Source organism: Planctomycetaceae bacterium (genome assembly GCA_041398785.1).
Classification (GTDB): Bacteria; Planctomycetota; Planctomycetia; order Planctomycetales; family Planctomycetaceae; genus JAWKUA01.
This window is the reverse complement of record JAWKUA010000011.1, coordinates 197217-215509: the sequence shown is the minus strand read 5'-3', so window position 1 is coordinate 215509 and position 18293 is coordinate 197217. Positions and strand designations below refer to the sequence as shown.

The following is an 18293-nucleotide window of genomic DNA, read 5'->3' as shown; positions in this document are numbered from 1 at the left end:
AAACTCTTACACCTCAAGGTTATTTGGTCACATGGGACGAGTTGAACGAAATCGGGAAATCGCGCGTCGGCGGAAACGGCGGGTCCAGATCGGAAAGATGCGCAAGCGATATGCCGCCGCGACGTCGGAAGGCGAAAAGGCCGAAATTCTGGCCAAAGCGCGGCGCATGACACCGTTCATTGAGCTGGAACAGCCAGCCGCGAACTAGCTCACACAGAAGCCGGTTCGGCCAGCCGGACCGCTCCCATTGAGCCTGCTTTTCTCGACGCAGCGTCCATTGAGACGGCGGATCAACAATCATCCGCCGTTTTTTTCATGCGCGTTCAGATCCGCCAGCGGGTCAGTTTCGCCAAGAGCCCACACGAACGGCCGGTCACACGATCTCGTCGATCACCTGGCCTTCCAGAAACGTCAGCCGTTCGTCGCGACCCAGATGACGATACGTCAGCCTGTGCTGGTCCAGCCCCAGTTGATTCAGAATCGTGGCATGAATGTCCCGGAAGTGATGCGGCGATTCCACTGCGCGCAGGCCGATTTCGTCGGTCGCTCCGACAACGTGACCGCCGCGAATTCCGCCGCCGGCCATCAGCATCGTGAAGCCCAGATTGTGGTGATCGCGACCCGTGCCGCCCTGAGCTTCCGGTGACCGACCGAATTCTCCACCCCACAGCACAAGCGTTTCGTCCAGCAGTCCGCGGCGCTTCAGATCCGTCAGCATACCGGCCACGGGCTGGTCCGTTTCGGCGGCTTTACGAAGATGGTTTTCTTCGATGTCCTTGTGAGCATCCCACTGCAGATTGCCGGGACCGCCGCCGGAGACAACACAGACAAACCTCACACCGCTTTCCACAAGCCGGCGCGCCAGCAGACAGCGGCGGCCATAGTCGTCCGTGGGTTCCCGGCCGACGCCGTAAAGTTCCAGCGTCTCCTGTGTCTCGCGGCTCAGATCGAAGACTTCGGGCGCCTGAGACTGCATGCGGAAGGCCAGGTCGTAGGACTTCAGCCGGGCTTCCAGTTCGTCATCGCCCGGCAGAAGTGTCGCTTCATTCAGATCGCGGACCAGCTTCAGCGTCCGGCGGCGCTGAGACGCATCTACGCCGGCAGGCAGGTCCAGATTCAGCACGGGACGATCGCCGGGACGAAACATCGTCGGCTGATGGGCGGCCGGCAGAAAGCCGTTCATGTACATCGGCTGCCCGGCCTCCAGAGCGCCTTTGGGATCGGGCATAACAACGTATGACGGCAGCGAATCGCTCTCCGATCCCAGACCATACAAAGTCCACGACCCCATGCTGGGAAATCCGGGAACCGTGCGGCCGGAGAACAATTCGTACTGCGCCGCCGAATGGACGACCTGATCACCGTAGCACGACCGCAGCACGGCGATGTCATCCATGCACTTGCCGAGATGCGGAAACAGATCGGAAACTTCAATTCCGCTGTCACCGCATTTTCGAAAGCGACGTTTCGTTCCCAGCAGCCGGGCGTCGGTCTGAATGAACTGATACTTCGCCTCACCGAATTCCGCAGGCCGCGGCTGACCGTGAAGCGTATTCAGCAGCGGTTTCGGGTCAAAGGTCTCCACCTGGCTGGGTCCACCGGCCATGAACAGAAAGATCACGCTTTTTGCCTTTGCCGGTGCGTGCGATGTCTTTGTTCCGGAAGCGATGTCGTCACCGGCGCGGACGGTTTCGTTGTGCAGCATCGATGTCAGTGCCAGGCCGCCGAATCCCGCAAATGCGTCGCGGATAAAGTCTCGACGACCCGTTGGCGAACGGTGTTGGCAGGAGTTAGTCGACATACGCAAATCCGTTCAGATTCAGGATTGCCAGAGCGAACTCGTCAATGGACTGGTCGCGGAGGAATTCCCGCGACAGTTGCCGTTCCGCCGCAGTCGGCCCGCGACCGATCGCCAGCCGAAACGCGCGGTCAACAACCGCGGCGTGGTCATCGCCGCACTCGCGAACCAGGCGGTCTGCAAACGCGGCGGCTGTCTGGTTCGCGAACGCTCCGTTCAGCAACTCCAGAGCCTGTGGAGCATGCGTGCTGGATTCGCGGGCCGGGCAACTGGTTTGCAGCGCCGGCGCGTCGAAGGCCTCCATGAACGGAAGTCGCAGATTGCGTTTCGCGATCAGGTAAATCGATCGGCGGCAGTGCTCCGACGGATCATCCGCAACCTTCCACTGAGACGGGTTGTACAACAGATCGACAAGCACCGGATCAACCGGCGGCATCACGCTGGGACCACCCGCCTTCAGATTGATCCGCCCGGAAACAGCCAGCATCGCGTCACGAAGCTCCTCGGCCGACAATCGGCGGCGACTGAACTTCCACAGCAGCCGGTTTTCGGGATCCACAGCCGTGCGCGCCGCCGTGTCGGCTTCATGCGGCAGCCGGCTGGCCTGTTGGTAAGCACTGCTGAGGACGATCAACCGGTGAATCGGCTTCCATTGCCAGCCGCCCTTCACCAGTGTTCCGGCCAGCCAGTCGAGCAATTCCGGATGACTGGGCGGCTCACCATGCGTTCCCAAGTCGTTGGCGGTCTTCACCAGCCCTGTGCCGAAATGATGCTGCCAGAGCCGATTAACAACAACCCGCGAGGTCAGCGGGTGTTCGGAATCCGTGATCCACTCAGCAAGCCGGGTTCGGGGCAGCGGCTCGTCGGCCGGCAGTTCCGGCATCGACGCGGAAACCAGAATGCTTAGCGGGCGCGGTCCGACGGCGACTCCCTTGTGTTCCCAGATGCCTCGCCGAAGAACGTGAATCGACGTTCGGTTCTGAAAGTCGTTGCGGATACCGGGAATTGTCGGCGGGTTCGGTGGAAGCGTTGCCGTCAATGACCGGACCTGCTGTTCCAGCCGCTGCTTTTCTTCGCCGTCAGTCAATTCGGCGGCTTCGCGAAGCATCTTGATCTGCTTGTTGATCGCGATCGTTTCGTCGTTCCATGCCTGAGCCTCCGTGTCGGGAATCAGCATGATGTTGTGCTCTTCCGTCGCTGCCAGATAGGCCTGCAGTCGGTAGTAGTCCTTCTGAGTAATCGGTTCCAGCTGGTGGTTATGACACCGCGCGCAGCCGACGGTTAAGCCCAGAAAGGCTTCACCGATGATGTTGGTGCGTTCCGTCAGCACTTCGTTGCGGCTGAGAGCGATGTCCGGATTCCCGGCGTTGCGGCGGACTGCCCCAAGGCGATGAAAGACAGCGGCGGCCTGATACTGCAGGTTGTCAGTCGATAATTCATCACCTGCGATTTGTTCGGTGACGAACTGGTCAAACGGCTTGTCATCGTTCAGCGAATCGATCACGTAGTCTCGATAGCGCCACGCGTCGGGAAGATGCCGGTCGTACTCAAAGCCTTCGGTTTCAGCGAACCGCACAACGTCCAGCCAGTGCTGAGCCCACTTTTCGCCGTAATGCGGACTGGCCAGAAGCCGGTCCACAACGTCCTGCCATGCGGTGGATGACGTGTCGTTTTCGAACGCGGCGACTTCCTGCGGCGTCGGGGGCAGCCCGATCAGATCGAAATAGACTCTTCGGATCAGCGTCGCTTTGGACGCTTTGGGAGCCGGCTGCCAGCCATGCTTCCAAAGCTTTTCGAGCACGAACGCATCAACCGGCGTGTTGACCCACGAAGTGTTCGGCACTTCCGGCGGCGTTACTTCCGGAACGGGCTGAAACGCCCAGTGATTTCTTTCGCCCTCGCTGAAACCGGCTTCGAAGTCTCCGGCATCGGACAACGGCGGTTCCGTCTTTCCAGCGGTCTCCGCGCCGGAGTGCACCCATTGGCGAATGACGTCTGCGTCTTCGTCACTGAGTCTCGGTTCGCCTTCCGGTGGCATCGCGCCGTCGTCGATCAGTTGAATCAGCAGGCTCTGTTCCGGCCGTCCGGCGACGATAGCCGGGCCGCTGTCACCGCCCTCCACGATTGTGAACCGGCGTCGCAGGTCCAGCCCCGCCTCACGCTGTTCGCTTCCGTGACACCGAAAGCAGTGCCGGTCCAGAATCGGGGCGACCTGCTGTTCGAACGTCAGCGGCTGTTCATCACCCTGCGCGGTTGCGGTCACGGCCAGCAACAGAAGCGCCGCAACAAGGCCGTGAATGTTGGAAGTCGGCAGCGACATGAACTTCTCTCACAGTTGGCGGGTCGCCCGGACGACAGTCGCGCCGCGCGAAGAACCCGGGCGGGCCTCAGTCCTGGCCGGGCGTCTTGTCAAAGGAACCGCGTCGGAAAACGGACGATGTCACGCGGTACTCATTATCAGCGAGCCGTGGTCCGGTCACAAGCGCGGCGTCGCGTGAAGCCGGGTCGCGTGATGTCGCGCCGCGCTTTGCCGATGATTGTCACCCCCCTTCGTTTCCGCGAGAATCGCGCGGACGAAGTCACTCCCCCGCTGACAGCACGAACACAGGAAACGACATGAAAAGCCACAACCGTCGTCGTTCAAGCAACGGTGTCCGTCTGGTAATTCGCCATCGAGTCATTCGGCGTGCCATGGTCCCCGCAATGGTGATCGTGCTGGCATGCAGCTCGCTGCCGTCGACAACAAACGCCGTGGCACAGTCATCAGACGCCCGAGCACGAGTGTTCCTGAGTCGCGGACCAATGAAACTGGCCGTCGAACAATTCTTCGCGAACCCTGACCCGTCGCCCGCTAAACCGCTGCCCGCCGCGCAGGACGCTGCGTCCCGCACCAGGGAAACGGTCGAACAGATCCGGTCGATCATCGACCAACAGGCGGAATGCTGGAATCGCGGCGATATCGACGCGTTCATGGAATACTACTGGAAGTCGGATGATCTGACGTTTAGCTCCGCGGGAACCGTTACTCGCGGCTGGCAAACGACGCGAGACAACTACAAGAGCCGCTATCCCACGCGCGACCAGATGGGACGCGTCACGTTTTCCCGAATCGAAGTTACGCCGCTGGGCGATTCCGCCGCGATGGTCCTCGGCGAATGGAACCTGGAACGGGAGAAGGAGCCCGTCGGCGGAAACTTCACGCTGGTATTTCGCCGAATTGACGGCGCCTGGCTGATCGTGCACGACCATACGTCGCGGCGGGAGACACCCGCTGAGGCACAACAACCACTGTGGACAGCGCGGCCGCTGACGCAATCGGGGCAATTCACACCGGGAATCGAAGGCCCGGCGTGCGATGCCGACGGCAACGTGTTTGCCGTCAACTTTCAGAAGCAGGGAACGATCGGTCGCGTGACACCCGATGGCGCCGGGGAAATCTTCGTCACGCTTCCGGAAGGCAGCGTCGGCAACGGAATTCGCTTTGACAGCGACGGCAGGTCCTTCTTCGTGGCCGACTACACCGGTCACAACGTGTTGAAGGTGGATGTCGGAACCCGTGCCGTCGCGGTCTTCGCTCACAACGACAACATGAATCAGCCGAATGACCTGGCGATTTCTCCGGATGGAACGCTGTACGCCAGCGATCCGGGCTGGAGCACCGGTACCGGACAGCTTTGGCGAATCGACCGGGACGGCACCACAACTCGGCTGGCCTCGCAGATGGGCACAACCAACGGCATCGAAGTAAGCCCCGACGGCAGAACTCTGTACGTCAACGAATCCGTGCAGCGCAATGTCTGGGCGTTTGACATCACCGGCGACCGAACTCTGAAGAACAAGCGCCTGATCAGAAAGTTCGATGACTTCGGCTTTGACGGAATGCGGTGCGACGTCGACGGAAACCTGTACATTACTCGCCACGGCAAGGGCACAGTTGTAAAGATGTCGCCGGGCGGAGAAATCCTGCAGGAAATCGATGTGCTGGGGTCGAAGCCTTCCAATTTGTGCTTCGGCGGCCCCGACGGCCGCACCGTCTACGTGACGGAAGTCGATGGCCTGCGACTGGTCAGCTTTCGGGTCGACCGGCCTGGCCGATCCTGGGCGGAACGGCGATAACGCGGGGGATCCAGCCACGTGTGTGATGGCTGCCTTTGCCGAACCACGAACATTTCTCACCCAGGAAACATCCGCCGGAAAGAAGAACGCAGCATGGCAACCGCCGAAGTGACCGACAAATCGTTTGTCATCGAATTCGCCGGGGAGGTTCAGTCCAACCAGGTACGACAGACCATTGGGAAGTCCGAGCCGCATTCGCTGAGAACGTTCACTCCCAGCCAGGCCGTACTGGCGAAATCAGCGGGAGTGTTCCACTGGACGCCGGAAGGCCGACGGTTGTACGACTATTCATCCGGTGTGCTGGTCGCAAATCTGGGACACAACCCGCGCCGCTGGCTGCGTCGCTTTCACGACTATCTGGGATGGCCCCGCGACCTGTTTTCTTCCGACCCGATCGACGCGGCGGACGAATTCGTGCCGTGCGTTTCCATGACCGCCTACAACGCAATGACGAAGCTGGAAGCGGACGCCAGCCGCCGACTGCTGGACAGCCTGCAATCCAGCCCCGGCGGCAATCGGCTGCAGTCTGTCATGTGGTCCGCCTCAGGGTCAGAAGCCGTGCAGAAAGCGCTTTGGGCCTGCATGAGGCGGAACCCGGATCGTCCCGAAGTGCTGGCGACGCGGTTCGGATTCCACGGCAAAAAGGGCCTGGCCGAAGCTGTCACCGGTTCGGAAAAAGACCCGGAGCGGGATCCGCGAGTCCGCTTTATCAGCTTTCCTCGTGAGGAATGCTCCGACATTGATTTGCCCGACCAGCCCTTCGATGCCGCGAAATACCAGGCGGAACTGCAATCCGCCTGGGACGCGTCTTCCGGCAGGATCAGTTGCCTGATCACCGAACCCTATCTGGGCGGCGGCGGCAGCTATCATCCGCCGGCGGAGTACCTGCAACTGCTGCAGAGATTTTGCCGACAGCACGACATCCTGTTCATCCTGGATGAAGTCCAGTCCAACTTCGGTCGCACAGGCCGAATGTACGCCTTCGAAGCTTACGGCCTGGAGCCTGACTTCGTGTGCCTCGGCAAGGGACTTGGAAACGGTGTTCCCGTCAGTGCGGCCGTCGGCAGGCGAGACGTCTGCGACCGCATGAAGTACGGCGAAACGTCCGACACCTGGAGCGGCAATCCGATTTCCTGTGCAGCGGTCCTGGCGACGCTGGATGAATTCGAAGCGTGGGACGTGCCTGGTCGTACTCGGCAGCTATCGACCGTCTTCGCTGACGGCCTGAGGCGGCTGAAGGAAACCGGCGTGATTGCTCGAGTTCGCGGCGAAGGCATGGTATTCGGCATCGAATGCGGTTCGGTCGGAAAGGCGACGCCTAACGAAGTCGCCAATGCGGTCATTGAACGCTGCTATCGCGGCGACGAACGCAATGACGGCATCCATCTGCTGGGAACGCTCGCGGGCTGCGTGATCCGAATCAGTCCGCCGATGTGCATCACCGACGAGCAGGCCGAACATTCCCTGAACCTGTTGCACCGGTTTGTCTCGGAAGTCGGCGAAACGCTTCGCGACGAACGTGCGTGATGCAGGTTGCTCGCCACGCGGCTGACCGCATCACCTGTTGAAGTCACTTGCTGAGTGCGCAAGGAAACAGCCGCCGAAAGGACTGATCCTTCCGGCGGCTGTCGGAGACTTTGCAGTTCGTATCGCGTCAGACCGAAGCTTAGAAGTCCGTTTCGCTCAGCGGCGTTTCAGACAGGTATCCCGCTCTCGGTTTCGCGTCTTCAGCCGTCATAAGACGTACGTAAACAGAGCGATCAATGTCTTCCGAGAGTGTCGTCACGGAGCCGCTGCACCAGCCGATCACAACGATACCGGGGTGGAACGAATTCGGCGTCGGACGTTCGCCTTCCGGTCCGGCCTTGGCTTTGTTGATAAAGGCGGCATCCGGCTGGCCGGGAAATGACAATCCCTGGGCAACAACAGAAGGACGAACAGCTGCTACGTCCACCAGATTCTCGAATAATGCCGGACCGACTGCCTGAGCATCGACTGGGAGCATGAATCCGCAGCTTCGGGCCTCCGGATTCGCCCACGACAACACACCGGCATTCACATTTTCTGTCAACATGATCGTGTTCTGTGCACCGTCGTACAATTTTCCAACGTCCTGACTGGCGTTCTTCGATCCGGGCACTCCCACGTACTCCGGCCAGAAGACGCCCGTAGCTTTGGTTAGACCAATATCTTCTGGGTCATGCAAAGGAGTCGTGTAGTCGTTCATTGCGAGAGTTGTAACGGTCGTATCATTAACGACGCTGTTGGTATTCCAGTTGAACGGCAGCGTAATTGGTGAATGAGCGGCTGGGTTTCCTGCAGCAGTCCATGAATCGACCGTACCAAACCCGGTATTCACGACGTAGCTCAGACCACCCGCCTTCTGAAACGCTGACTCGTCATCGGGACATGCCAGTACCTGGAGGTGGGTCGCAGCCAACGTGCCATTCTGGCTGTTGACCGTATCACCAAACGTGAACCGCTTGTCCCAAAGATCCGCAATGTCCTGGCGACCCAGTTCCCGCAAAACTTCAACAACCCAGCTTCGACCCGGCAGGTACGTGCCGGCGGTGCCGTTTGGAATATAGTAGCCATACGCCGGCAACTGGCTCTTCCTGGATGTGGCACTATTCAGAATTGCGAAGCAGACGTTCTTCTGATTGTTCAGACACTGAGCCCGGCGGGCTGCTTCGCGAGCGTTCTGGATGGCTGGCAGAATCAACGCCATCAGTGTGGCGATGATCGAAATCACCACCAGCAACTCAATCAGCGTGAATCCGCGCCGAGTCTTCTTGGGGGCGGGTGAACAGCGACGCGTCTGCATTTTGGAATCTCCGGAAGAAAAGGTTGTGCGAGTGCCGTGTTTGGCGAGTTGTCTAAGTCACGAGAGTGCAGTGGACTCCGTTCAGCCAATCCCGGAAACGCAAATTCTGTGGCGATTTCCGTGGAAAGTCCCGAAGAAACGGCGAAAAACTGATCTTTCTTCGTAACCGACGCCGGGAGCACGACTTACAGCATACCTCACGATTTCAACAGCATCAACTGCAGTGCCGCGACACCAAACTGTGCCGAACAGGACAAATCTGCAGGCGCTGCAAAACGCTACAGCTCCTGCCCAAAGCGCCGCAGAATGCTGCAACAACCTTCCCCGCGAGCCCGTCGCCGTCCAGCCAATCCGACCAGGGGAGCGATCGCGACGGGTACCACATCTTCGAAGAAGTTGTGCGGCGCAGCCGTCGGAAAGCGGTATGAGACGTCCTGCCGCCATCGAACATTGCGGTCCGAAATGGCCGGCCACAGATGTCACAGATTCACACAGGTGGCACCATCGGGAGGGCGAGGCTCCTGCCGAGCCGCTACCGCAACGGACGTCCTCCGGCACACGCGGCTCGGCGGGAGCCTCGCCCTCCCAAACATGCGATCGCGCGGGTATCACATCTTCGAAGTAGCTGTGCGCGCAGCCGTCAGAAAGCGTTATGGGACATTCTGCCGCCATCGAACATTGCGGTCCGAAATGGCCGGCCACAGATTTCACAGATTCACACAGGTGGCACCATCGGGAGGGCGAGGCTCCTGCCGAGCCGCTGCCGCAACGGACGTCCTCTGGCGCACGCGGCTCGGCGGGAGCCTCGCCCTCCCAAACATGCGCCCTCCGCGGGTATCACATCTTCGAAGTAGCTGTGCGGCGCAGCCGTCGGAAAGCGTTATGGGACTTGCTGACTCGATCCGGCGTTGCGGTCCGAAATGGCCAGCCACAGATTTCACAGATTCACACAGATGGCATCCTCGGGAGGACGAAGCTCGCCGAGCCGCTGCCGCAACGGACGTCATCCACATCTTCGACATGCGATCGCCGCGACGTTGTGCGGCGCAGCCGTCGGAAAGCACACAGATGGCCCGGTATGAGGACGTCGCCGCCAGCCTCGCCCTCCCAAGACATTCGCCGCGACGGGTACCACATCTTCGAAGCAGTTGTGCGGCGCAGCCGTCGGAAAGCGTTTTGAGACGTCGTGCCGCCATCGCCTTTGCGGTCCGAAATGGCCGTCCGCAGACTTCACTGATTCACACAGATGGCATCCTCGGGAGGGCGAGGCTCCTGCCGAGCCGCTGTTGCAACGGACGTCCTCCGGCACACGCGGCTCGGCGGGAGCCTCGCCCTCCCGGGCATGTGCTATTGCTTTTCGAAGTCAGGCTTCGGCTGCAGGACGACAAAGTTCCAATAGTGTGGTTTGCCGCTGCGGCCCAGTGCTCCGTCGGGTGATTTCCAGACGGGTTCATCGTCTATCGTCACGTTTGCTTCGTAGTCCGTGAAGTGCGCGAGACTGTATCGCCAGTGCCACTGGTCAAGTTGCCGGAATGCTTCGATCAACAGCAGCACTTCCGTGTCGGTTCCCTGGCAGAACGCATAGACAGCGCCGTCAAGTTCATCCGCGCCGTTCGTCGAATAGGTGTAGATCGGCGCGGGGACCAGTCGAAGTTCCCATCGGTTCTTTTCTCCTTCGATGGTATGAGCGGCAAAGCGGCGACTGAGCTGCCGTGACTGCAGCCGACGCCGGGTGGCGGTGTCAGCGGGAGCCGGCACGTCGTCATCGAAGGGTCGCCAGGTCAGTCCGGGGTCGGCACAACTCCACGACGCGGACGTCCCCGGAACCAGCAATTTCACCGGACCGTCCTGAAGGGAATGGAACTCACACATCACCCAGCGACTGTCGTTCTGCGACCAGGCGAAGAAAACGCCAATGACGGCGGGACGTCCGTCTTTGAGCGTCCACAAATGCATGGACCCGATATCGTCGCCGCGAACGGACTGTGTATGACGAAACACGGGCTTGTCGAACAGCGTCACCGGTTCGTCGCCGCACGACACCTGAGTCGCCTCCGCCTGATCGCGAGACACCTTCAGCCAGTGATCAATGATCTTTTCCTGGCGTGTCTGCTCGGTGTCGTCCTGCGCAACGGCGTCTTCAGGGCAACCATGTGAGACGGCGAAAACAAGCACCAGGCCCGGCAGCAGGATCTTCATCAAACGCAACATCAATGCCCCTTTTCGATCAGCAAAATTCGATGCGTACGGCTCGGCAATCCCACCGAACGTGCTTCGCGCGGTTTGTCGGAATCTGCACTGAAAGATCAGCACCGGTGGTCCTTTGGAATCTGCGGAACCGTGCGATTCCGTTCGTCTCGGCATTCTGGACGAAAGCTGCTTGACATTCAAGACGCTTTGTCTGAATATGTCCCTTCCGCAGGCAGTCTCCGGCGCTGATGCAGGTGAGGACGAAATGAGACACTCCGCTGCTGTCATTTTCACATTGATCGCGACGAATCCGACGTGCTGGCCGTCGGTGAATGCCGAGCAGAAGACGGCTGAGGTGAAGCCAACTGCAGCCGTGGCGTCCGATGCCGCCGAACCCGACGTGTCAGACGCAGGCAGCCAAAGCGAACCGACGCAGGCAATGGAGCTTGCGGAATGGATCGACTTCAGCTTTCAGAAGCAATGGGATGCCGAGCACCTGGCGGCTCCCGCAATCGTGGACGACGCTGTCTTTCTGCGCCGGCTGTATCTGGACCTGCTGGGGACGATACCGTCCGTCGGACAGGCTCGCGAGTTTCTGGACAGCGGTGACGAATTCAAGCGCGGGCGGCTGGTTGACGAACTGCTGACCGACCGGCGCATGGCTCAGAATTTTGGCCGCGTGTGGCGACGCGTGATGGTGCCCACCGGCAGCGTTAACGAACCAATGGGCGCGGGTCTGGAACCGTGGCTGACCGAACAATTCGCGGAAAACGTGCCCTACGACGTTTTCGCGCGGACGCTGCTGACGGTCAGTTCGCAGGACGCCACCGCAGACGGCGCGGGCAATTCTGCGTCGGCGTTGATGTTCTATCAGGCGGCCGGCGGTTCTCCGGAGGCTGCCGCGGATTCGGTCACGAGAGTCTTTCTGGGAGTCCGGCTCGGTTGCGCGAAATGCCACGACCACCCGTTCGCCGACTGGAAGCAGGCAGATTTCTGGGGGATGGCGGCCTTTTTTTCGGGCGTTCAGAATGGCAGCGTGGCAGATACCGGTCGTGCCCGGATTCGCCCGGAAGGCAGCGATCAGGAATACCTTGGCCGGTTCCTGTGGTCGGAAGACGAGGCCCGCATTCCCGGCGGTCGTGACGCGCGCGAGGTTCTGGCGGAATGGCTGACGTCGCCGGAAAATCCCAACTTCGCGGCCACCGCCGTCAATCGAGTCTGGCAGCATCTGTGTGGTCGAACTCTGGCGGGACAGGTTGACGATCTGGACGAAGTTGCGGCCGAAGAACGAGCGATTGTGCTGGATGAATTCGGCGAACGGTTCGTCAGCCTGGGTTACGACCTGCGATACCTGATTGCCGGGATCTGCAAAAGCCGCGTCTACCAGCGAACCACAACGGCTCCGGCATCCGGTGACGCTGCCGTCGCCGAAGTGCGCCCGCTGAAAACGCTGTCGCCCGAACAAGTCTTTGATTGTCTGGAACAGGCGCTGATGCTTCCCGTGGGGATCGATGACAACGCGGCTCGCTACAACGGACAGCGCGCCTCCATGGTGCAGCGGCTGAATGAGGCGTTCAGCGATTCGCCGGAAGAGTTCAGTTCCGGAATCCCGCAGGCTCTGATGATGATGAACGGAGCCGTGACGTCGGACGCAACGAACCTGGATCGCAGCCGGACTCTGAGAGCCGTCGCCGACGCTCCATTTCTTGCGGAAGAACAAAAGCTGGAAACGCTGTTTTTCGCGGCGTTAACCAGAAAACCCACCGATCGTGAACGCGGCGTGCTGCTGAAGCATTTGCAGGGAGCGGCAGATCCGGCGGAAAAAAAACAGGTGCTGGCGGACATTTTCTGGGCTTTGTTAAACAGTCCGGAGTTCGTTTTGAATCGGTAGGTTCGAGCCGCATCCACCGGACGCGAGCGATCGGCGGAACGAAAACGCGGGTCAAAAAACATCCGCAACAGCAGCCACGCTGCGGAGCATCCTTTCATGCATCTGATACTCGAATTTCTGCTGACGAACGCGGTCGCCGCCGCAATGCTGGCGATCGGTGTCTGGCTGATTTCTCATTTGATCCGCCGGCCGGCCGTGGTTCACGCGTTTTGGGTGCTGGTCCTGATCAAACTGATCACTCCGTCCCTTTCGAACCTTCCCGTGGGCTTCTCCGTGGATCGATCAGTGCTGTGGGATTCCACGGCGGTCGAACCCGCAGAGACACAGATTTCATCCGGCAACGCGGACGCAGACCGACCGCAGGAGGCGTGCGCGACAACGGAGCTTCCCGGGATCGCAGACCGTTCGTCACCGCGGAACACCAGCACCGGCGCCTTGATTGTCTGTGAAGATCAGCCGGCATTCGTCGCTGTCGACAGTCACGTGAATTCGGCTTCTCAGATGCCGTTTTCAACAGCCGGAGTGATTCGCTTTGCGGTCGTGATCTGGTGGGGCGTTTCCGCAATTCTGTTGCTGGGAATGATTCGCAACTACGTGCGGTTTCGGCGGCATCTGAGTCAGCACGCCGAAGTCAACACGGATGTCATTGGGGAAAGTTTCGACCTGGCGTGGCGAATGGGAATTCGTCGCCCGCCGCAGGTTCGCGTTCTGACCGGAACGATGTCGCCCATGCTGTACGGCCTTGGCTCGCGAGTCACCATGGTTCTGCCTCATGAACTGCTTCGCCGGCTGGCACCGCAGTCACGAGCCACACTGATTGCTCACGAACTTGCCCACTTCCGTCGCGGCGACTGCTGGGTGCGACTGCTGGAAGCCATCGTGACTGTGATTTTCTGGTGGCATCCTGTTGTCTGGTTTGCTCGTCGGCAGATTGAATCGGCCGAAGAAGAATGCTGCGACGCGTGGGTGATGTCCATGTTCCCATCCGTGCCCAGGCAATACGCCGAAGCGCTGCTGGACACGATTGATTTCCTGAATGAACGTCCGGTGCTGTTGCCGCCGCTGGCCTGCGGACTCGGGCCGGCCGCTCTGCTGCGACGCCGACTGACGCTGATCATGAAAGGTGTGGCTCCGAAGACCGCCGGCGCGCCGGGCATTCTGCTGCTGATCATCCTGAGTTCCGTGGCGCTGTCCTGTCAGCCGCTGATCTTCCGAACTCAGGCCGCCGCGGACGTGAGATCGCTGGTGACCTCCGTCCCCGCCGACTTCGGCACGGACCTGTTCGACGCAAATCCAGGCGGAAGTCAGCCTGACGTCGACGAACGGAACGTCCGCGATCCCGCCGATTTCACGCCGGCGGTTCCCGGCAGCAAAATCCAGGCTGCAAACTCCGCCGACAACAGCCCCCTGACGGCGCCGACGTGGGTTTCCGCCGTTTCTCGCGATGGACAGACAACGCTGCTGGTCCGGGAAGATCGATCGGTCATTCTGACAACCCGCACCACCGGTCAGCCTCACGACATTCCGGCCGACTGGGTTCGCTGTGCAGCGTTCAGTTCTGACGGTCGGCAGGTGGCCGTCGGCGGGCGCGACGGGGTAATGCGAATTCTGGATTCGGCCACTTCGGAACTGCTGGTGGAACGGCGATTGACCGACGAGTCCGCCACGATCAGCAGTCTGGACTGGTCCCACGACGGGTCCACTATTCTTGCGGCGTCTGATGACGGTCACCTCTGGCTGCTGTCCGCGGAAGACGCCAGCGTACAACGGACAACGGACCGGACGGCTCTGCACATCAACTGCGTCCGGTTTTCAACAGACGACCGCACGATCGCCTTCACGACCGGACACTGGAGTCAGTCAGATCAGGCGACACTGACGCTGCTGGATGCCTCCGACCTGTCGGTACAGCGTCAGGCGATCAGCCGTCGTCCTTTGGGAGCCGTCGTTTTTTCGCAGCGTTCGAATCGGCTGCTGGTGCTGGAATGGAATGGCCGAGCAACAGTCGTGGAAGCCGACCTTTCCGACCCGACAGCCGTGCTGCCGGCGGCGAAGGACGACGTATCATCGATCGCGTTTTCGGCCGACGCTGTCGTCGCCGAGATACTGGCCGAAACATTTTAGAACCCCTGACAAGACCGGCGAGATCGGAGGTTTTGTCAGAGGTCTTAACGCAGGAAGTCCGGGAGTCGCAAGATGTTTCGAACAATGCAGGGATTTGTGGTGCTGGCCTTCACAGTGGCGGCCTTCCTGACGGCTGCGAACTCCCGGGCAGACGACGAAAAGGCCGCCGGCGAACTCAACGTTCGCAAAATGATTGACGAGACGCTGCGGTGGATCACCATTCATCCGGCCAGCAACGCAACCGTCACGATGGAACCGAAAGTCGTGCTGCGCTGGACGAACAACGCTCGCGGCTCAGAAACCGGTGCAACCGTGCTGTGGATTCACCAGGGCCGGCCGGAAGCCGCCTGCGGGATTTATCCGTGGCAGGATCATCTGACTCACGAATTCGATTCGCTGGCTCGGCGTCCGATCCGGGGTTTCCTTGACGGTTCAATCGTCTGGATGCCGCAGAATGACTCGATCGAATTCAGCGACCTTCCGGATGTCGACGCTCCCGCCGCGACAAAGCTGCGGCGCCGCCGTCAGATCAATCAGCTGAAGGATGAATTCAGCGCGACGATGCTGGGCTGGAGAGCCGACGACACGGACCGCGAAGAACTTCGGCTGATGCCTCGCCCGCTTTACGAATACGAAACTCCCGAAGGCGCAGCGGTGGTCGATGGAGCCGTGTTCGCCTTCGCACAGGGGACGGATCCGGAGACGATACTGCTGCTGGAAGCCGTAACGGACGGGACATCCATGAAATGGCAATACGCCTTCGTGAGGCAGACGTCCGGAGCTCTGGAAGGCCGCTTCCGGCAGAAAGTCGTCTGGAACGCGGAAAAACACCCCAGAAACAACAATCCGGCTGACGACCATATTTCGTTTCGGCAGTCTCTGGCCGGGCTGTCGCAATAAGCAACTCCACCGTTCCTGTTCGCGGATGCTCGCGGACTGGACTACGTCGCGTCGAATGACGCATCGCGGTGGACGGCGAAGCAGTTTGCTGCCTGTAACAGTGTGCCGCCCGTAACAATGTCCGGATTGTGAAATGAAGTCGGTTTGCTCCAGTGTCAGCGTTCTTTTCATTTCGTCGCTGCTGGCTGTTCTGCCACATACGGCTGCCGACGATGTGGCTTCCGAAGCGGAACGTCCCGGCAGCGATCTCTCCGGTACGCGCCGAGCGATGATCATCTGCGGACATCCGGGCGATGAACAACACGCCGGGGAATTCACAACAGCGATCGAATCAATTCATCGCGGACTCACGCAGCACTACGGATTCGCCGCGTCGGACATCCGAGTGCTGGCGGGGATGGAGATCGGCGACTCCGCAGTGTTGCAGGAACTGAAAGCGACCGAGTCCACTCAGGAAAACATCGAATCAGCAGCCGGCGAATTCGTCCGGTCGGCGATGGCCGAAGACACAGCATGGGTGTTCGTGCTGGGGCATTCGCACTTCGATCGCGGACGATCGTTTTTCAACCTGCCGGGGCCCGACATTCAGCAGACTCAGTTCTCAAAGCTGTTCGACGATTTGCTGTGCCGCGAACAGGTCTTCTTCATCACGCTGCCCGCCAGCGGCTACTATATCAAGCCCCTGTCGAAACCGAGCCGCGTGATTTTCACAGCGACGGAAGCCGATCTGGAAGTCAATGGAACTCTGTTTCCTTCGGTGCTGGCGGAGTTTCTGGCGAAATCGCCGACGGAGGCATTCGACATCGACGCCGACGGCAGAAACACGCTGTTCGACTTGTACATCAACGTGACGACCGCTGTTGCCCGGCAGTATCTTGATCAGGAACTGCTGTCCACGGAACACGCCAATCTGGACGACAACGGCGACGGACGCGGCTCGGAACTGCAGCGCGACTGGCTGACGGAAGAGCTGGGCGGTCGCACCGGGGTGCCTCGCAAACCACAGCCCGACAGCGGGCAGGACGGGTTTCTGGCTCAGTCAACGCTGCTTCTGCCGCCGCGCTGACGAAAGTCATTTGTGCCGACGGACGGCCATCGGTTACCGTCCGCCGCCTGTCGGCAGATCGCACGCAGGAATCCGGCGGCTTTCTTTGCACTTCGTCCACACACGTTCCACTCATACAGATTCCGGTTTCTCATGACGGCTTCGAATCTGAAGGTCAATGACGTCCGGCCGTTTATCGGGTGTAGGGACTTCGACAGTTCCCGGGATTTCTATGTCGCTCTGGGCTGGAAAGTCACATTCGATTCCGCCGACCTGCGCGTGCTGGAACTCGGCAACCATCGTTTCTACCTGCAGAGATACTACAACAAAGTCTGGTGCGAAAATCTGATGCTGCACATCGCGGTGGAGAACGTCGATGCCTGGCACGAATTCGTGGAACGACAGTTCGCAGAGAATACATTTGCCGGTGAAGCCCGAATAAGCGGGAAACCCAAGGACGAAGGCTACGCGAGAGTCTTCCATGTCTGGGATCCGGCGGGAGTGCTGCTGCACTTTGCACAGTTCGCCGCAAACTAAGGCGTGCGGCAGACGAGAATATACCCTCCCGCACAGCGGGAGGGTCGAGGAGGATCGGCGTTTAGCCGATCATACGAGGGGAGGGTCGGCCGGGCAACGCGAGTTCCCTGTGCTCAGCCCTCCCCGCGATCGAACGCCTGAACGGCATTCGATCGGCGACCCTCCCATTTCAACGGGAGGGTGAAACAATGGCCGCTCTGCACTGATAAATTCTTATCTGCCGATCGCCTAAACCCGGCACGATTCCATCCAGACATCAGTGACCACTATGAAGATCGGCATTCTTGCGGATATCCACGACAACGTTGACAACCTGAGACACGCCATCCGGCTGCTGAACGCCGTACCGTGTGAGGTGGTCCTGATCGCCGGAGATTTTGTATCGCCGCTGGTCGTGCCGTCGCTGAGAAAACTGACCGGCAGGGTCATCGCCTGCTTTGGTGACAACGACGGAAATCAGACGGGCATCGCCGGCGGCATGACGATCGTCGGCACGCTTGGTTATCCGCCGCTGTGCTACAGAACGCCGGATGGTGTCCGGATCCTGATGGCTCACCAGCTACAGGATGTTCGGGACTGCATCGACGAGGCCGATGTGATCGTCTTCGCTCACACGCATCGGTCCAGCATCGCCACGGACCGATCGGGCCGAATATTTATCAACCCGGGCGAAGTCGGCGGCTGGATGTTTCGGGAACCGTCTGTCGCCGTGCTGGACACAGTCGAGAAACGGGCTGAGATTCTGCGGCTGCCACAGATGCCGCCTCCCGTCTTTCTGGAAGGCTGACGGGGCTTCAGTCGCATCATCCCGACGACCAGACAAGTGACCGACCGTCTCCCGCTTTTCCGTCGAGCACGATATAACTGT

13 protein-coding genes are annotated in these 18293 nt (G+C 60.2%); 9 read left to right on the top strand and 4 right to left on the bottom strand.

Annotation, left to right across the window (positions count from 1 at the left end; all coding sequences use genetic code 11):
• Positions 1–31: 31 nt before the first annotated feature.
• Positions 32–208: a DUF6800 family protein gene (locus R3C19_14805; protein ID MEZ6061614.1), complete on the top strand. Its 177-nt coding sequence runs from the start codon at positions 32–34 to the stop codon at positions 206–208.
• A 165-nt stretch (positions 209–373) separates the two neighbouring features.
• On the opposite strand, the gene R3C19_14800 is transcribed toward R3C19_14805, so the two are convergent.
• On the bottom strand, positions 374–1801 hold the full coding sequence (locus tag R3C19_14800; GenBank protein ID MEZ6061613.1) for a DUF1501 domain-containing protein: 1428 nt from the start codon (positions 1799–1801) through the stop codon (positions 374–376).
• A complete protein-coding gene (locus R3C19_14795; protein ID MEZ6061612.1) occupies positions 1791–4118 on the bottom strand; it encodes a PSD1 and planctomycete cytochrome C domain-containing protein in 2328 nt (775 codons plus the stop codon). The genes R3C19_14800 and R3C19_14795 overlap by 11 nt, the downstream gene beginning before the upstream one ends.
• A 296-nt stretch (positions 4119–4414) precedes the next feature.
• On the opposite strand from R3C19_14795, the gene R3C19_14790 reads away from it, so the two are divergent.
• Both R3C19_14790 and R3C19_14785 read left to right on the top strand, forming a co-directional pair.
• Complete coding sequence (locus R3C19_14790) at positions 4415–5914, top strand: SMP-30/gluconolactonase/LRE family protein (GenBank protein MEZ6061611.1); 1500 nt, start codon at positions 4415–4417, stop codon at positions 5912–5914.
• A gap of 93 nt (positions 5915–6007) precedes the next feature.
• Positions 6008–7441, top strand: coding sequence for an aspartate aminotransferase family protein (locus tag R3C19_14785; GenBank protein ID MEZ6061610.1), 1434 nt, complete (start codon positions 6008–6010; stop codon positions 7439–7441).
• 139 nt (positions 7442–7580) lie between these two features.
• Here the strand turns inward: R3C19_14785 and R3C19_14780 are convergent, their stop codons facing one another.
• Both R3C19_14780 and R3C19_14775 read right to left on the bottom strand, forming a co-directional pair.
• Positions 7581–8738 (bottom strand): DUF1559 domain-containing protein, encoded by a 1158-nt coding sequence (locus R3C19_14780; protein ID MEZ6061609.1) that lies wholly within the window; start codon positions 8736–8738, stop codon positions 7581–7583.
• A gap of 1347 nt (positions 8739–10085) precedes the next feature.
• Entirely contained in the window at positions 10086–10949 is an 864-nt protein-coding gene (locus tag R3C19_14775; protein ID MEZ6061608.1) for a hypothetical protein, read from the bottom strand.
• A 244-nt stretch (positions 10950–11193) separates the two neighbouring features.
• Between R3C19_14775 and R3C19_14770 the strand changes: the two genes are divergently transcribed.
• From R3C19_14770 to R3C19_14745, 6 genes are all read left to right on the top strand, one after another.
• Positions 11194–12819 carry a DUF1549 domain-containing protein gene (locus R3C19_14770; protein ID MEZ6061607.1) on the top strand — a complete coding sequence of 542 codons (1626 nt, stop codon included), beginning with the start codon at positions 11194–11196 and terminating at the stop codon, positions 12817–12819.
• A 96-nt stretch (positions 12820–12915) separates the two neighbouring features.
• The gene (locus R3C19_14765; protein ID MEZ6061606.1) at positions 12916–14943 is read left to right on the top strand and encodes a M56 family metallopeptidase; all 2028 of its coding nucleotides are present in this window, start codon (positions 12916–12918) and stop codon (positions 14941–14943) included.
• A 72-nt stretch (positions 14944–15015) separates the two neighbouring features.
• Positions 15016–15843, top strand: a complete 828-nt coding sequence (locus R3C19_14760) for a hypothetical protein (protein ID MEZ6061605.1) — start codon at positions 15016–15018, stop codon at positions 15841–15843.
• A 133-nt stretch (positions 15844–15976) separates the two neighbouring features.
• The gene (locus R3C19_14755) at positions 15977–16909 is read left to right on the top strand and encodes a hypothetical protein (GenBank protein ID MEZ6061604.1); all 933 of its coding nucleotides are present in this window, start codon (positions 15977–15979) and stop codon (positions 16907–16909) included.
• Between the two features lie 132 nt (positions 16910–17041).
• Complete coding sequence (locus R3C19_14750; protein MEZ6061603.1) at positions 17042–17425, top strand: hypothetical protein; 384 nt, start codon at positions 17042–17044, stop codon at positions 17423–17425.
• Positions 17426–17693: 268 nt separating this feature from the next.
• A complete protein-coding gene (locus R3C19_14745; protein ID MEZ6061602.1) occupies positions 17694–18212 on the top strand; it encodes a YfcE family phosphodiesterase in 519 nt (172 codons plus the stop codon).
• The last annotated feature ends 81 nt before the right edge of the window (positions 18213–18293 follow it).

Bases quoted from the DNA above. Each gene is read 5' to 3' on its own strand.
- R3C19_14765 (MEZ6061606.1), top strand. From the start codon at position 12,916: ATGCATCTGATACTCGAATTTCTGCTGACGAACGCGGTCGCCGCCGCA.
- R3C19_14750 (MEZ6061603.1), top strand. From the start codon at position 17,042: ATGACGGCTTCGAATCTGAAGGTCAATGACGTCCGGCCGTTTATCGGG.
- R3C19_14745 (MEZ6061602.1), top strand. From the start codon at position 17,694: ATGAAGATCGGCATTCTTGCGGATATCCACGACAACGTTGACAACCTG.
- R3C19_14800 (MEZ6061613.1), bottom strand. From the start codon at position 1,801: ATGTCGACTAACTCCTGCCAACACCGTTCGCCAACGGGTCGTCGAGAC.
- R3C19_14755 (MEZ6061604.1), top strand. From the start codon at position 15,977: ATGAAGTCGGTTTGCTCCAGTGTCAGCGTTCTTTTCATTTCGTCGCTG.
- R3C19_14775 (MEZ6061608.1), bottom strand. From the start codon at position 10,949: ATGTTGCGTTTGATGAAGATCCTGCTGCCGGGCCTGGTGCTTGTTTTC.
- R3C19_14760 (MEZ6061605.1), top strand. From the start codon at position 15,016: ATGTTTCGAACAATGCAGGGATTTGTGGTGCTGGCCTTCACAGTGGCG.
- R3C19_14790 (MEZ6061611.1), top strand. From the start codon at position 4,415: ATGAAAAGCCACAACCGTCGTCGTTCAAGCAACGGTGTCCGTCTGGTA.
- R3C19_14770 (MEZ6061607.1), top strand. From the start codon at position 11,194: ATGAGACACTCCGCTGCTGTCATTTTCACATTGATCGCGACGAATCCG.
- R3C19_14795 (MEZ6061612.1), bottom strand. From the start codon at position 4,118: ATGTCGCTGCCGACTTCCAACATTCACGGCCTTGTTGCGGCGCTTCTG.
- R3C19_14780 (MEZ6061609.1), bottom strand. From the start codon at position 8,738: ATGCAGACGCGTCGCTGTTCACCCGCCCCCAAGAAGACTCGGCGCGGA.
- R3C19_14805 (MEZ6061614.1), top strand. From the start codon at position 32: ATGGGACGAGTTGAACGAAATCGGGAAATCGCGCGTCGGCGGAAACGG.
- R3C19_14785 (MEZ6061610.1), top strand. From the start codon at position 6,008: ATGGCAACCGCCGAAGTGACCGACAAATCGTTTGTCATCGAATTCGCC.